Raw genomic sequence first — 14671 nt, 5'->3', positions numbered from 1 at the left:
CACTGACATGGCCGATGCCGGTTGGCAGTACTTCGTCGCGCTGCCGGATGACGATGGCGCGGCGGCCGCCGTCGGCCGGCTCCCCACGGATGGTGTGCGCATCCTGCTGAAACACCGGTCCGGCCGGCCCTGTGTGGCCGGCCGGCTGGCCGAAGGGCGGGCCCTGGTCGCCGAACAGGGCGACACCCGGCTCGCCGTCATCGGCCACTGCTCGGCGACCCGGGACGAACTCGCCGCGGCAGCCTCCCGGATCAACGAGGTGACCGACCTCGACCGGCTGGGCCTGGCCTGGGCCGGCAGCTACCACCTCATCGCCTCGGTGCGCGGCCGACTGCGCGTACAGGGCACCGCGTCCGGACTGAGGCGGATCTTCCACGGCGGCCTCGGCGCCCTCACCATCGCAGCGGACCGCGCGGATGTCCTCGCCACCGTTCTGGACGCCCCACTCGACCCGGCCCTGCTCGCCCTGCGCACCCTGGATGCGCTGCCGCACCCACTGGGCGACCTGCCGCCCTGGCGCAACGTATCCGCAGTGCCTCCGGGCTCGTACCTGGCACTGCCCCCGGACGGCCGGCGGCCGCTGGTCCAACGCTGGTGGCAGGCCCCCGAACCGGTGCTGACGCTGGCCGAAGGCGGCCGGTCGCTGCGCCAGGCGCTGGACGACGCCGTGCGGGTGCGCACCCGCGGCACCCAGCCCCTCAGCGCGGACCTCTCCGGCGGCATGGACTCCACCAGCATCGCCCTGCTGGCCGCCCGGCACCGGGCTTCGCTCACCGTCTTCACCATGGAGAACGACGACCAGGCCGACGAGGACGCCCAGTGGGCCCGGCAGGCCGCGGCCGGCTTGCCCCAGCTCGACCACATCGTCTACTCCCACCGCGAACTGCCGTCGTTCTTCGGTGACTTGGCGGAGGTGGACGGCGTTCCCGACGAGCCCTCGACGGCCGTACTGAGCGCACCCCGACTGCGCGCCGTGCGACAGCGGGCCCTGGCGCACGGCTCGCGGCTGCACCTCGACGGACTGGGCGGCGACCAACTGCTGTGCGGCCACCCGGCCTACCACCATGACCTGCTGCGCCGCCGGCCACTGCTGGCCGTCCAGCGCCTCCGGGTCATGACGCAACTACGCCGCACCGGCTGGGGCGTTGAGGCCCGTGGTCTGCTGGAGCGCGACTCCTACCCCGGCTGGTTCACGGACCGGGCCCACGGCCGCGTCCGCCGCGCCCCGAGCCCGCTGTCCGACTGGGGCCACTTCCCGGACCTGCCCGCCTGGCTCACCCCGGACGCCAGGGAGATGGTGACCCGGACTCTGCAGGTCACCGCCGAGACGGCCCAGCCGCTCGCTCCCACCCGGGGCCGGCACAACGACCTGCTGGCCATCCAGGACGCCGGACGGCTGATCCGCCAGTGCCACCAGCTGACCGAAACCGGGGACTTCAGCCACACCTCTCCCTTCCTCGACGACCGGGTCATCCAGGCATGCCTGGCCGTCCGGCCCGAACAACGCGTCACCCCCTGGGAGTTCAAACCCCTCATCAAGGCGGCGATGGCAGACGTCATGCCGCCAGGGGTGCTGACCCGGCGGACCAAGGGCGACGGCACCACCCTCGTCGCCGAAGGCTTCGAGAGGCACCGGCGGGAGCTCGGGGAACTGTGGGACGGTTCCCACCTGGCCGCCCTGGGCCTCATCGATCCGAAACCGCTGCGCGAGCTGTTCGGCCTGCCCTACACCAACAGCCTCCACCAAGGCGCGATGCAGACCGCGCTGAGCTGTGAACTGTGGGCCCGGGCCGCCCGACCGGCAGCCGCCACCCGCCCCTGAGCCCGCCCCGGGCCCCGAGCAGGAGACAACGATGACCTTGAGACTGCACCCCGACGTCTCAACAGTGGACACCGAGTACGGAACCGTCCTGCTGAACGGCAGGGACGGCCGCTACTGGCAGCTCAACGCGTCCGCCACCCTCACCTTCCACGCCCTCGTCGGCGGCAGCACGGTGCAGGAGGCCGCCGAGCGGCTGATGGCCACCTACGACGTCGACGAGCCGCACGCCCGCGCGGACGTGGAGCAGTTGCTGGCCGGTCTCCAGCAGGCCAAGGTGGTGGAGCAGGCGTGAGTTCGGTCGTCCCCCACCGGACGAAGGTCCGGCTCTCCCCGGGCCGCCGCCTGCTGGTGCTGCTCGCCGTGGCCGTCGCCAGGCGCCTGGCCGCCAAACCGCCGGCCCGGACCCGCGCCATACTGACGCGGCTGCGCAGGGGCGCTCGCGAGGCCACCTATGAGGAGGCCCGCGCCGCCCGGGAGGCCGTGGTGGCCGTCAGCCTGCGCTGCGCCGGAGACGAAGGATGCCTGCCCCGCTCACTGGCGACCGTCCTGCTGTGCCGCGTGCGCGGCACCTGGCCCACCTGGGCGGTGGGAGTACGGGCCCGCCTTCCGTTCGGCGCCCATGCCTGGGTGGAGGCCGAGGGCCGCATGGTGGAGGAGAAGGCGGACCGTTCCTACTTCCGCACCCTGTTCGCTGTCCCGCCGGAACGGGCATAGCCCGAGGCCGAGTCCGCACCGTCAGGACAGCGGCCACGGCCACTGCCTCGGGCCCGCGAACCAGACCCGTGCCTCGGTAATGCCGAACGGGTTCGGTCGGTCGGCGTCGCGCTGGGTCCGTGTTCCCCACGGGTCTCGGCCACCGAGCCGCGCCGGCCATCCCCCGTGAACGCGCCCCCGCGGGCCGCCACCGGCTTCCGCTGCTCCCGTCAGATCAGTTGGTGCCTCCCGTCGCACGGTTGCGGCGTACGGCGAGGACCGCCCCGGTGCCCAAGCAGCACGGCGGCTCCGCCCGCGAGGGCGAGGTGCGGCACGGCGGACGACGCGCCGGTGCCCCGCGACCCGGGCAACGTGAGCGGCAACCTCCGGGCCAACGGATACGTCCCAACCGGACGTATCCGGAATTGAGTTCCCGCATTCCGACAGACACAGTGGCTTCACGCACCGGCGGCACGGGCAACCGCCCTGATCCCGCCGTGGCCGAGAGACTGGGCTTCCGCCGCTAGCGACAGGCGACGCTGCCGCTCATCTGAGTGCGGCAGAAAAAAATCTCCCTGAACTTGGCTGCCAACACGGCCCGTTGCCCTTCCAACGCATTCATGCCAGACCAACAGACCACCGAGCAGAAAAGAAAGCCACGAGTTAAAAACCTGCACGCCCGGAGTGCTCGTACCCCAACGAGAACTCAGCTGCTCCGTGAAGTTATGCCCTCGCCCCCGTCGAAGCCACAGCGGTTACGGACGAAATCGCGGACGCCCCCGGAGCAGCCTTGGCGGATCGGTGTGTACGCCGGATCTCGTCCGGGGAACAGCCAGTCACTGCCGTAGCCTCGAAACCGCGTTGCGCGCTCTACAGCAGGTCGGAAGCTCAGAAAATGACGCACCGCCACCCGCGAAGTCGAGAAATGGACGTGGGAACTCCTGCACCCCGCCGAATAATCCCTCCATTGACTGATGTGAGACATCACGCGATCGCATAATTGGTGCCACCGGGGCGTTTGCAGCTCACTTGTAGGTGGCGCATGCCGCGTCGTGCTCACATCCCGGTGAAACTAATGTGCGTGTGGAGTTCCGTCCACGCATGTACCGTTGACGCCGTTCCCATCCAGTTCCCGCGCCGTAAGGTCCGCATGATGGCTACTTCCTCTTTTCGCCTTGCCAAGAGCCCAATTGCCATCATCGGCATCGCAGGAACGTTCTCTCAGGCACATGACGCAAGGGAGTTCTGGTGCAACGTGGTGTCAGGCCGCGACTGCATCACCGAAGTGCCGGAGAGTTCATGGCGAATCGCCGATCATTACGATCCCAACCCGCTGGCCGAGGACAAGACATACGCCCGGCGGGGCGGGTTCCTGCCGCCGACGGTGTTCGACCCCGCAGAATTCGCGATGCCGCCGACGACGCTCGATTCGATCGGCTTGGTCCAGCTGCTGAGCCTGCGCGTGGCGGGAGAGGTTCTGCGGGATGCGCGGTGTGAGGGAACGGACTGGTACGACCCCTCGCGCACCGGCGTGATCCTCGGAGTGTGCGGCCAGAACACCACCTTTTTCGCGCTCGGTGCACGTCTCATTGTGCCGCGCCTGAAGAAGGCAGCCCTCAGCTGCGGCCTTTCGGAGCGGGATGCCGAGGAGTTGGCCCGCCGGTCCGTCTCCTGGGCGCCCGGCTGGACCGAAGACAGCTTCCCAGGCATTCTCGCCAACGTCGTCTCCGGCCGCATCGCCAACCGGTACGGCCTGGGCGCGACCAACTGCACCGTCGATGCAGCGTGCGCCAGTTCGCTGGCCGCCCTGCGCATGGCGGTGAGCGAACTGGTCGAACACCGCGCCGACCTGATGATCACCGGCGGCTGCGACGCGGACAACTCGATCACCACGTTCCTGTGCTTCAGCAAGACGCCCGCGCTCTCCCCGAGCGGGCGCATCCGGCCCTTCGACGAGTCAGCCGACGGCACCCTGCTCGGTGAGGGAATCGGGATGCTGGCCCTCAAACGGCTGGCTGACGCCGAGCGGGACGGGGACCGGATCTACGCCGTGCTACGCGGTCTCGGCGGCTCCAGCGACGCGCGCACCAGCAGCATCTACGCGCCGAGCGGGAACGGCCAGATGACGGCGCTGCGCCGAGCCTACGAGGATGCCGACGTACCTCCACAGTCGGTGGAGCTGATCGAGGCGCACGGAACCGGTACCCACGTCGGCGACAACGTCGAGATCGAAACGCTGCGCGCCCTGATGGACACCGGAGATCGCCGACACCGGGCCGCCGTTGGCACTGTGAAATCACAGATCGGCCATACCAAGGCTGCTGCCGGTGCGGCGGGGCTCATCAAGACCGCGCTGGCGCTGCACCACAAGGTGCTGCCTCCCACCATCAACATCGACACGCCCGGCGAAGCGGCACAGGAGGGAAGTCTGTACCTCAACACCCGGGCACGGCCGTGGGTGCGCGACCCGGGGCACCCGCTCCGGCGTGGCGCGGTCTCCGCCTTCGGCTTCGGCGGCGTGAACTTCCACGCGGTCCTGGAGGAGCACCAGCCCTCCGACCACCACGCCCGGATCCTGCATGACACACCTCAGGCCCTGCTGTGGCACGCTCCGGACCCCGCCGCGCTGCTCTCCCTTCTGCAGGCGGGGGCTCCACCCGCGAAGGATGGACCGGTTCCGGTCGGCCACGCCCGGCTGGGCGTCCTGGCCCGCAACACGGCGGAGCGCGAGGCCGTGGTGGCCGAGGCCATCGCCCGACTGGCCGACCGGCCCGACGACAGCGTCTGGAGCCTCGGCGACCGGGGCCATTTCCGGCGGGAAGGCCTGCCGCCGGAAGTCAAAGCCGCGGCGCTTTTCGCTGGTCAGGGCAGCCAGTACGTGGAGATGGGACTGCACACACTGCTGGCGTTCCCCCCGGTGCGCCGGGCCTTCGACGAGGCGAACGCCCTCTGGACGGAGGGAGAAGACACACTGGCCCGGGTCGTCTACCCCGAACCGGGGCGGTACGGACCGCAGGAAGCGGCGGACCGGCTGCGGCGGACCAGCTGCGCCCAGACGGCCATCGGCGCGCTGGCCATGGGGCAGTACCGCTTCCTCACCGAGCTCGGCTTCACTCCGCACGGGCTGCTGGGACACAGCTCCGGCGAGATCACCGCGCTCTGGGCGGCCGGCAGCCTCTCCGACGCCGACTGCCTGCGGCTTGCGCTGCGACGCGGGCAGGCCATGGAGCGAGCCGACGACGGCGAAGATCCCGGTGCCATGGTCGCGCTGCGAATGTCGGCCGACGACTGGCGGGAACGGGCTTCTGCTCACCCGGAGTTGAGGCTGAGCAACATCAACGCGCCTGACGAGGTGGTGCTCGGCGGGCCGACGCCGGCCATCGAGGCACTGGCCGCGGACTGCGCGCGGGAAGGCACGGCTCTGCACCGGCTCCCGGTCGCGGCGGCGTTCCACACCCCGCTGGTCGGCCACGCCGTGGAAGCGTTCGCCGCGTCCTTGGCAGGCGTCGACCTGCCTTACCCCGCTACACCAGTACTGGCCAACACCCCCGGCGCAAGCTACGGCGACGATCCGGAGGCCAACCGGCGAGTGCTGGCCGAGCAGATCGTCCGGCCGGTGGACTTCGCGGCCCGCGTAAGGGAGTTGTACGCCGAGGACTGCCGGGTCTTCGTCGAGTGTGGGCCCAAGCAGGTGCTCAGTCGGCTGGTGCCCCGCATCCTCGGTGCGGGCGTCGCCGAGGTGATCCCCACCGACCACGGACCGGGAAGCGACGGCGCGGCGGCCCTGAAGTGCGCCGCGCTGCGGCTGGCGGTGCTCGGCTTCGACATCCGCGGCATCAACCGCTATGACGCCCCGGAGCCGGCGCCGCGCGAAGAGCCGTCCGCGGTGGCCCGGCTGTTGGAGGGCTCGGCGTTCGCCGTCGAGGCTCGCCGGGCGGAGCATGAGGAACTGCTGGCCACCCCCTTCCAGTGCGGGGATGCCGTGGCCGTAACAGCAGCCGAGGCCACACCGGCAGGCCATACCTGCGGGGAACGGACGGCCGCGGAAGTTCTGGGGCAGCTGGCCGCCCGGCAACTCGAGTTGCACAACGAGTACTTGGGCGGCCAGTTGGAGACTGCCAAGGGCCTCGCCCAGATGGTTTCCAGCGCCGGCACCGGCCCCGATGCCTCGGTGCTCGCCTGCGCCGAAGCCGTCCGTGATCACAGTGCGGCACTCGGCCGCGCCCACATCCGCAGCCAGGAGGTCCTGCTCGAACTGGCCCGCACCGGCCTGGCATTCGACGACGTCCACGGCTCCGCAAGCGGCCAGGCGCAGTCCGGTGCAGACAGGAACCCGCCGTGTGGTGAGGGCGAGGCGCCCGTCGTCGCCCCGCCATCCGTCGATACCGTCGGTCCCCCCGCACCGGGCGCGGCGGTCCCCACACCCCGGAACGCGGCCGATGCCGCATCCGCCGCCGCACACGAACCCGGGGTGGACCGAGTGCCCGACGGCCCGGGAGCCGTCACGGACGTGGCGGAGGTCGAGCGGATCCTGCGTGAACTGGTGGCGGAGAAGACCGGGTACACCGTCGAGATGGTCGACCCCGACCTCGACATCCAGACCGACTTGGGCATCGACTCGCTCAAGCAGGTCGAGATCGCTTCCGAGGCGTGGCGGCGCTACCCGTTCCTGCCGCAAGAGGACATCTACCGCCTTGCGCAGGCGCGCACCGTCGGTGAACTGGCCCGGCTCGTGCACACCTTGATCGGATGCGCCGACGGATCTTCGGCCGGCAGGGCCCCGGTGGTCGCCGGACGAGCCCGTGTGGGTCTGCGTACCCTGCCCGCGGTCGATGCGATCGCGGCCCCCTACGGCCCGCAGCCGACGGCGCTCATCGCCCACGACGGCAGCCCGCTGGCCGATGCGCTGCGCGACGCGCTGGCCGTCGACGGCTGGGAGGTCCGGGTGCTGGCCCTGCCGGACGTGGCCGTTCGCGGGGCGGAGGGGCAGCTCGCCGACTGGCGGGAGGAGACGCTGCGCACCGAGATCGAGCGGGCGCTGCCGCCCAGTGGGCGGCTCGGGCTGTGCGTACTGCCCGCCGATCGCGAGCCGCGAACGGATCCGGCCGCCACCGTCCAACGACTGCGGCATGCCGTACTCCTCGCCAAGCACACGGTGCCGGCCTTGAAGGCCTCCGTCGCAGCCGGGCACCGTGCCGGGTTCGCCGCCGTCACCCGGCTCGACGGCTCCCTGGGACTGATGGGGACTGCGGGCGATACGACTCAGGCGTTGTACGGAGGGCTGGGCGGTCTGGTGAAGGCTCTCGGTGTGGAGGAGCCCGACCTGTTCTGCCGGGCCTTCGACAGCGCGCCCGAGAGCCCGGTCACCCAGGCGGCAACGCAATTCCTGCGCGAGATCGCCGACTCCGCGCCGGTACGGGAGGTCGGCTGGGACGGAGAGACCCGTCGCACCCTGACGCTCTCGCCCGATGCTTCCGACCGGCTCCCCGTCGACAGCGGGGCGGCCGCGGGCGACGCCCCGTCCCCGGACGATCTGCTGGTGGTGACCGGCGGCGCCCGGGGCATCACCGCCTGGTGCCTGACCGCGCTGGCGGCACGACGGCCCTGTCGGCTGGTCCTCCTGGGCCGTACGCCACTGGAGGATCCGCCCGCCTGGGCCGCCGGCCTCGACGACCCGTCCGCGCTGCGCGAGGCGTGCGCGGAACAGGCCCGCGCACGCGGCGAGGACCCCGGCGATCCGGCCGTCGGGACCGCGCTGGACACGCAAGTCGAGCGGCTGCTCACGCAGCGGGAGATGCACACCACGCTGGCGGAGCTGCGCGGCCTGGGAGCCGACGCCATCTACGTCAGCGCCGACATCACGGATGCCGCGTCGGTGAGCGCGGCGCTGGCACCGTGGGCCGAGCAGGCGACCGGGGTCCTCCACGGCGCCGGTGTGCTGGACGATCAGCCGCTGGCCGTCAAGGACGCCCGGGGAATCGAGAGGGTGGTGGACACCAAGCTCGCCGGGCTGCAGCACGTGCTCGCGGCGCTGCCCGCCGAACGCATTCGCCATCTGATCGTCTTCACCTCGGTGTCCGGGATCTACGGCAACGGGCGGCAGACCGACTACGCGATGGCCAACGAGGCGCTCAACCGGTTCGCCTGTGCATGGAAGGCCGCCCACCCCGACACGCGGGTCGCTGCGCTCGCCTGGGGGCCATGGCGCGGCGGGATGGCGTCGGAACGGGCCCAGGAGCTGTTCCAGCAGCTGGGGGTGCCGCTGCTGAGCCGCGAGGAGGGCTGCACGTACTTCGTCGACCAGCTCACTGCGTCCTACGCCGATGACCTCGTCACCGTCCTGGGCCCGTTGGAGTCGGCGTTCCCGCCCGGGCCGCTGCCGGCCGACGGGGTGGAGTTGTTTCGGGAACTGACGGGTCTGGCCGCGGAACCGGTGCTGGAGGATCACAGCATCGACGGGGTGCCCGTGCTGCCGATGACCGCCGCCGTCGGATGGGGTGTCAACGCGGTCGAGCGCACCGGTTCGGGGCATCCGGTCACCGAGGTCCGCGACTTCTCCGTGCGCCGCGGACTCGTCCTCAACGGCTCCCACCCGCCGCGCGCCCGTGTGGTGCTCCGTCCCCGCCCTGGCGCCGAGCGGGCCGTGGCGGTGACGATCCACGATGACGGCGCGACCATCGGACCGCCCCGCTACGAGGGGGTGTTCGGCTCGGCACCGGACGGTGACGCACCCGATCCGCACACCCTCCCCCCGCTCCCGGAACCGCCGTACCGTCCCCACGCCGCCTATGACGATGGGTTCCTCTTCCACGGCCCACTGCTCCGCGGCCTGGGGCCGGTCCTGGTCGAGAACGACCGGCAGCTGGTGCTGTGTGCCAGGCTGGCCGACCCTCCGCTGGCTCAGGGAGCCTACGGTGGTGCCCGCTACAGCCCCGCGCTGGCCGATCTGCTGCTCCAGGCCGCGGCCCTTCTGGGCCGGCGCGCCTGCGGCCATCGCTGCCTTCCGGTCTCTGTGGAACGCGTCGAGCTTGTGGCTCCCCTGCCGGACAACGTCCCGTTCGTCATCCAGGTCGACCGTCAGGAACTTGGTCCGCTGGATCTGACCTGCACGGTGACGGCCTGCACTCGCGAGGGAGCGGTGTTGCAGCGCTGGAGCGGACTCAAGGGCATCGTGGCCGCACCCGAACTCGGCAGTCGTGCGGCCTGGCCGCATGCCTCCCCCGGCACCGCCACTGCCACCGCCATCTGATGCACGCCCCATCCCCCCTGCGCCCGGACGGACGACGACCATGGACGAACTCTGCTTCGACGGCCCGTCCCCTCGCCACCGGTGGTGGCCCGAGGACGGCATCGGCACCCCAGTCACCACCGCGACCTCACCGCATCCCCTGCCGGCTCGGCCCGACGCCGAGGACCTGACCGGGCCGGCCGACCTGATCTGCGCCGCGCACCGGATCACCCTCCAGGCTCACCAGGCGCTGCAGACCTGGCTGTTGAGGCGCGCCGACCGGACCGGACCGACGGACGGACGTGTCCCGGACACCGGCCGGAACCACAGGGCGCGCCCGGTCCCTGCCGGGCACCCGACCGTTGCCCCGGACGGCGCCACGGAAGTCGACCCGGCGAACGCCGACCCCGCTACCGCCGTCCTGCGTACCGGTGCGCGTGCCCTGCGGCAGGCGTACGGGCCTCCGGCACCGGGCCCGCAGCAGGTGTCCCTGAGGTGGCATCAGGAACCACCATGCGATCTCACCGGCCCGGACGCGCCGACCGCCACCTGTACGGGCGCGGACTCCTTCACCGTGCGGTCCCGTGGCCGCCTGCTCGTCGAGGCTCACGGCGCCACCGGACCGCCGCCCGCACCCCGGGAGTCGGTGTGCCCGGCCGACGGTTGGCGCCCGCCGGCTCGCGCCGTACGGGACGGTGTCGACCGCGCCGGGCTGGACCTGCTGGCCGCCGGGCGGCTGGCCGACGTCTTCGGACCGGAGCACGGGACCGCGGACCCTGGCGGGGCCAACGGACTGGGCGGGCCTGGCGGCTACCACCTTCTGGCAGAGGTCGCCGTCGCCGGTCAGGGAGCGGGCCGGTACGGCCTGGGACACCTCACTGCCACGGCTGCCCCCGGCGCCGTCAGCGAACCGGTCGACTGGGCCGAGCTGCTGCCGTTCGTGTGGCAGGCACTCCGTGTATACGCACTCCACCAGGGGCTGCACCTCTGCCTCCCCCGGCCGTACTTCCACCCGGTGACCCATACGGCCACCCAACTCTCCGTCGCCGACACCAGGCGGGTAGCCGTCGGGCCGCTGAGACTGGAGGCCGACGTCACGCGGATCGGCCTCGTCCCCCGCCCACATGTCGTGGCGGAGGTCCGGATCAGCGACGAGGAGGGGACGGTGGCCCAGGTCCGGGAGGCGGGGGTGGCGCTCCGGGAGGCACCGGGCGCCGACCTCGTGCCGGGGAATGCGGCCGCTCCGGTCCGCCGCTCCCCCGGCGGCGAGCCGGCGGTCGTACATGAGCTGCACATGGCGCACGCCGCCGACGGCGACCTCGCGGTCACCTACGGCCCAGCTGCGCTCACATCCGCCGCGCGCGTCCGCCCCCGGCTGCCCCGTGGCGGAATGCTGATGCTCGACCGCATGCTCACCATCCCCGAGGCACGGGGTGGGTATCCGGTCGGCTCGACCCATGTGACCGAGTACGACGTACCCGAAGCCCCCTGGTACCTGCGCGACAACGGCGGCACGATGCCGTGGCTCTTCCACCTCGAGAGCGCCCTGCAGGCGGCGGCGTTCGTCGGGGCGGCGCTGGGGGCCAGTCTGGAGCACCCGGGCGAGGACTTCACCGTCCGCAACCTCGAAGGCAACGCCCGTCTGCTGCACCCGGTGGACCTGCGCGGCCGTACGGTGCGCCAGCACACCACGCTGCTCTCCCACACACCCTTGCCAGGCGCCATCCTCCAGCGGTACGGCTATGAACTGGCCGTGGACGGCCAGGTGTTCCACCGGGGCGAGACCGTGCACGGCTTCTTCACCAGGCCCGTCCTCGACCAGCAGCAGGGACTGGACGGCGGACGTCGGGTCCCACCGTGGCTGGACAACGGAGCGACCTCGCCACCGGGTGCCCGGCAGCTCGACGCCGGCTCCGGTGCACCGGTGGGGCACGGCCGCCTCGCCCTGCTGGCGGGCGCCACCTGCACCCTGGTGCCGGAGAGCGGCAGGCACGGCCTGGGCTACCTCCTCGCCACCAGACCCGTGAGATCCGATGACTGGTACTTCGGCCGGCACTTCCTCCACGACCCGGTGATGCCTGGCTCCTGCGGCATCGAGATGCTGTGTCAGGCCGTCAAGTTCTTCCTGCTTCACACCGGTTCGGTCAGCGAGGATTCCCTGAGGACGCTCGTTCCGCTCCCCGGTGCGCCCCTGCGGTGGACCTACCGGGGCCAGATCCTGCCGCACCACGCACAGATGCGGGCCGAGGTCCATCTCCGCGAGGTACAGCGCGACGGCGCCGGGCTCACAGTCGTCGCCGACGGCAGCGTCTGGAGTGACGGTCTGCGCATCTACGAGGTGGACACCATCGCGTTCCGAACGTCGCCCCGCAGCGCCACGAAGGAGGCGGCATGACAGTCTCCTTCGATCGGGCCGGCATCCGCGGCGCGCTCGCGGCACTGGACCGTCCCTGCTATGTGGTACGGGCCCACGGCCGGATCGGGGCAGCCAACGAGCTTCCACGGCCCGGGTCGGAGATCGAGGTACTCGCGGCCTCGGGCCCGATCGCCACCCACCAGCTCGGCTCGGCAGGCTTCCTGCGCCGCCACGGACTGCGGCAGCCGTACATGGCAGGTTCCATGGCGGGCGGGATCTCCTCGGTGGACCTCGTCGTGGCCCTGGCGGGGGCGGGCGCGCTCGCCTCCTTCGGGGCGGCGGGCCTGGGCACCGCCCGCGTCGAACAGGCCGTCGACACGCTCCGCAGACGGCTGCCGAACCGACCGTGGGCGTGCAACATCATCCATAACCCCGCCTCGCCACGGGCCGAACGCGAGATCGTGGACGTTTACCTGCGCCACGGCGTGCGCTGCGTCGAGGCATCCGCCTTCATGGGCCCGGATCCCGAACTGGTCCGGTACCGGGTGGCGGGACTGCGGCGTGGGCCCGATGGTGCGGTCCGGGCGGACAACCGGGTCATCGCCAAGGTCTCGCAGCCGGCGATCGCCACGTTCTTCCTGCGTCCGGCACCGGCGGAGATGGTCGACGAACTGGTACGGCAGGGACGGCTGACGAACGAACAGGCCCGTTTGGCGGCGCAGGTCCCGATGGCCGACGACATCACCGTCGAGGCGGACTCGGCCGGGCACACCGACCGCCGTCCGCTGGTGACCCAACTGCCCCTGATTCTCGCGCTGCGCGACCGGGAGGCAGCGGCCGGACGGCCCGGGGGCGCGGTGGGCATCGGGGCGGCGGGCGGGATCGGGACTCCGCAGGCCGCGTTCGCCGCCTTCGCCCTGGGCGCAGCGTACGTCGTGACCGGATCGGTCAACCAGGCGTGCGTGGAGGCCGGCACCTCGGCCCGAGCCAAGGGACTGCTGGCGCAGGCCGGTGTACAGGACTGCGCCACCGCCCCCTCGGCCGACATGTTCGAAATGGGCGTGCACGTCCAGGTGTTGAAGCGCGGAACGCTTTTCCCCGGCCGGGCGGCCTGGCTCCACCAGCTCTACCGCGACCACGGCAGCGTGGAAGAGCTCCCCGATGCGGCCCTCGCGCGCCTGGAGAGGGAGATCTTCCACCGTCCACCGTCCGAGGTGTGGCCCGATGTGGTTGCCTACTTGCGGTGCCACCACCCCGAGCGGCTGGAGCGCGCCGAGCGGGACCCCCGTCACCGCATGGCCCTGCTCTTCCGCTGGTATCTGGGGCTCTCCTCCCGCTGGGCCACGGACGGCGCCCCGGAGCGGGTGGGCGACTACCAGATCTGGTGCGGACCGTCGATGGGCGCCTTCAACGACTGGGTCCGGGACACCCCGTGGGCAGCGCCGGAGAACCGGCACGCCGCGGCCGTCGCCGCCGCGTTGCTGGACGGAGCGGCCTACCAGAACCGACTCGCCCAGCTGCGCTTCGCGGGCGTCCGCCTCCCGTCCTGGTGCACCACGACTCCCCCGTATGAGGCGACGCCGGACCCGAGCAGACCCGAGCTCACTCCGCTGTCCCCCTGTCTGGTGGGCGCGGCGGAGCTGCGAGAGGGGGCATAGTGTTCCAGGTCGATGCGTTCTGGTCGTACGGGATCGGTGCCGGTTACGCACTCGCCGGCACCAATCAGCTCGCCGTAGCTGACGGGGACATCGGCCGCCGCGCCACCGTACGGAACCGTCAGATCGCACTCACCGTCCTCTTCCTCGGCGTGCTCTTCCTCCCGATAGCGCTGCTGCTGGCGACGCGGTTTCCCCGCTGGGAAACCATGTACGCCCTCACCGAGATCCCCCCATGGGCCATGGCCTGCTTCGGTGCAGGGGTGTTCGTGAGCGGTGCGCTCGGCTGTCTCCTCACCCTGCGGCTGCTGGCGCGCGGGGCGTTGTGGGCGGCATGCCTCCAGGTGATCGGCGCGTACGCCGGGGTGTTCTTCATCCTGGTCCACGGCTGGGACGGCTCAGGGCTGCACCGGCTGCTCGCCTCCGCGCCGTCGGCGTTCCCAGCGGGGCCACCGACGGTCGCGGAGCTGCTGCGGTTCTGCGGCTCCCCTGTCGCCGCGACGCTGTGCTGGATGGGGGCAGTGATCCTGCCGGTCCTGCTGTTCTCGTACGTGTGGTGCCACGCGTACCGCCCTCCGGTGGGAGGCCCCACCTCCCGGCTGCCGGGCGCGCGGGATTTCCACAGGTGGCGGCCGTCGGCGCGGGTGGTCCTGGGCGTAGCGGTGGTGGTCCTGGGGACGTGCCCGCTGCTGGCCGTGGCGGCCTCGGTATCGGTGCGGGCACTGGGCGGGCCGGTCGGCGGCGCCCTCGTGATGGCACTCGGCACGGCCATACTGCGTCCCCACGGCCCGCTGGCCCGTCACTGCCGTTCCCTGGTCCGTCCCCATGCCCCGCACGAAAGATCACCGGCCGTCGCGGAGTAGGCCGTCCCGGAGCCTGTCGGACCAGTTCGGCCCAGCACCACCTGACCGGGCCGG

At 71.7% G+C, this 14671-nt stretch carries 7 protein-coding genes and 1 pseudogene; 7 read left to right on the top strand and 1 reads right to left on the bottom strand.

Features of this window, described 5'->3' with window-relative positions; all coding sequences use genetic code 11:
- Positions 1-7 precede the first annotated feature (7 nt).
- Genes GR130_RS08735 through GR130_RS08725 form a run of 3 tightly spaced genes read left to right on the top strand, consistent with a single transcriptional unit; the run spans position 8 to position 2536 of the window.
- On the top strand, positions 8-1822 hold the full coding sequence (locus tag GR130_RS08735) for an asparagine synthase-related protein (RefSeq protein ID WP_159504166.1): 1815 nt from the start codon (positions 8-10) through the stop codon (positions 1820-1822).
- A gap of 31 nt (positions 1823-1853) precedes the next feature.
- Positions 1854-2114 carry a lasso peptide biosynthesis PqqD family chaperone gene (locus tag GR130_RS08730; protein ID WP_159504165.1) on the top strand — a complete coding sequence of 87 codons (261 nt, stop codon included), beginning with the start codon at positions 1854-1856 and terminating at the stop codon, positions 2112-2114.
- A complete protein-coding gene (locus GR130_RS08725; RefSeq protein WP_159504164.1) occupies positions 2111-2536 on the top strand; it encodes a lasso peptide biosynthesis B2 protein in 426 nt (141 codons plus the stop codon). The genes GR130_RS08730 and GR130_RS08725 overlap by 4 nt, the downstream gene beginning before the upstream one ends.
- A gap of 349 nt (positions 2537-2885) precedes the next feature.
- Here the strand turns inward: GR130_RS08725 and GR130_RS08720 are convergent.
- Positions 2886-3137: pseudogene (locus GR130_RS08720) on the bottom strand (ISAzo13 family transposase); the annotation flags it as partial.
- 528 nt (positions 3138-3665) lie between these two features.
- On the opposite strand from GR130_RS08720, the gene GR130_RS08715 reads away from it, so the two are divergent.
- The 4 genes from GR130_RS08715 to GR130_RS08700 are packed head-to-tail and all read left to right on the top strand — an operon-like array spanning position 3666 to position 14617.
- Positions 3666-9764 carry an SDR family NAD(P)-dependent oxidoreductase gene (locus GR130_RS08715; protein ID WP_443043586.1) on the top strand — a complete coding sequence of 2033 codons (6099 nt, stop codon included), beginning with the start codon at positions 3666-3668 and terminating at the stop codon, positions 9762-9764.
- A gap of 40 nt (positions 9765-9804) precedes the next feature.
- On the top strand, positions 9805-12138 hold the full coding sequence (locus tag GR130_RS08710; protein ID WP_159504162.1) for a 3-hydroxyacyl-ACP dehydratase: 2334 nt from the start codon (positions 9805-9807) through the stop codon (positions 12136-12138).
- Complete coding sequence (locus GR130_RS08705; RefSeq protein WP_159504161.1) at positions 12135-13757, top strand: PfaD family polyunsaturated fatty acid/polyketide biosynthesis protein; 1623 nt, start codon at positions 12135-12137, stop codon at positions 13755-13757. The genes GR130_RS08710 and GR130_RS08705 overlap by 4 nt, the downstream gene beginning before the upstream one ends.
- Positions 13757-14617, top strand: a complete 861-nt coding sequence (locus GR130_RS08700; RefSeq protein ID WP_159504160.1) for a hypothetical protein — start codon at positions 13757-13759, stop codon at positions 14615-14617. Before GR130_RS08705 ends, GR130_RS08700 begins: the two co-directional genes overlap by 1 nt.
- Positions 14618-14671: the final 54 nt, after the last annotated feature.

Origin of the sequence: Streptomyces sp. GS7 (assembly GCF_009834125.1) — a bacterium.
Lineage (GTDB): Bacteria > Actinomycetota > Actinomycetes > Streptomycetales > Streptomycetaceae > Streptomyces.
This window is presented reverse-complemented; position numbering and strand designations above follow the sequence as displayed.

Bases quoted from the DNA above. Each gene is read 5' to 3' on its own strand.
- GR130_RS08735 (WP_159504166.1), top strand. From the start codon at position 8: ATGGCCGATGCCGGTTGGCAGTACTTCGTCGCGCTGCCGGATGACGAT.
- GR130_RS08730 (WP_159504165.1), top strand. From the start codon at position 1,854: ATGACCTTGAGACTGCACCCCGACGTCTCAACAGTGGACACCGAGTAC.
- GR130_RS08715 (WP_443043586.1), top strand. From the start codon at position 3,666: ATGATGGCTACTTCCTCTTTTCGCCTTGCCAAGAGCCCAATTGCCATC.
- GR130_RS08710 (WP_159504162.1), top strand. From the start codon at position 9,805: ATGGACGAACTCTGCTTCGACGGCCCGTCCCCTCGCCACCGGTGGTGG.
- GR130_RS08705 (WP_159504161.1), top strand. From the start codon at position 12,135: ATGACAGTCTCCTTCGATCGGGCCGGCATCCGCGGCGCGCTCGCGGCA.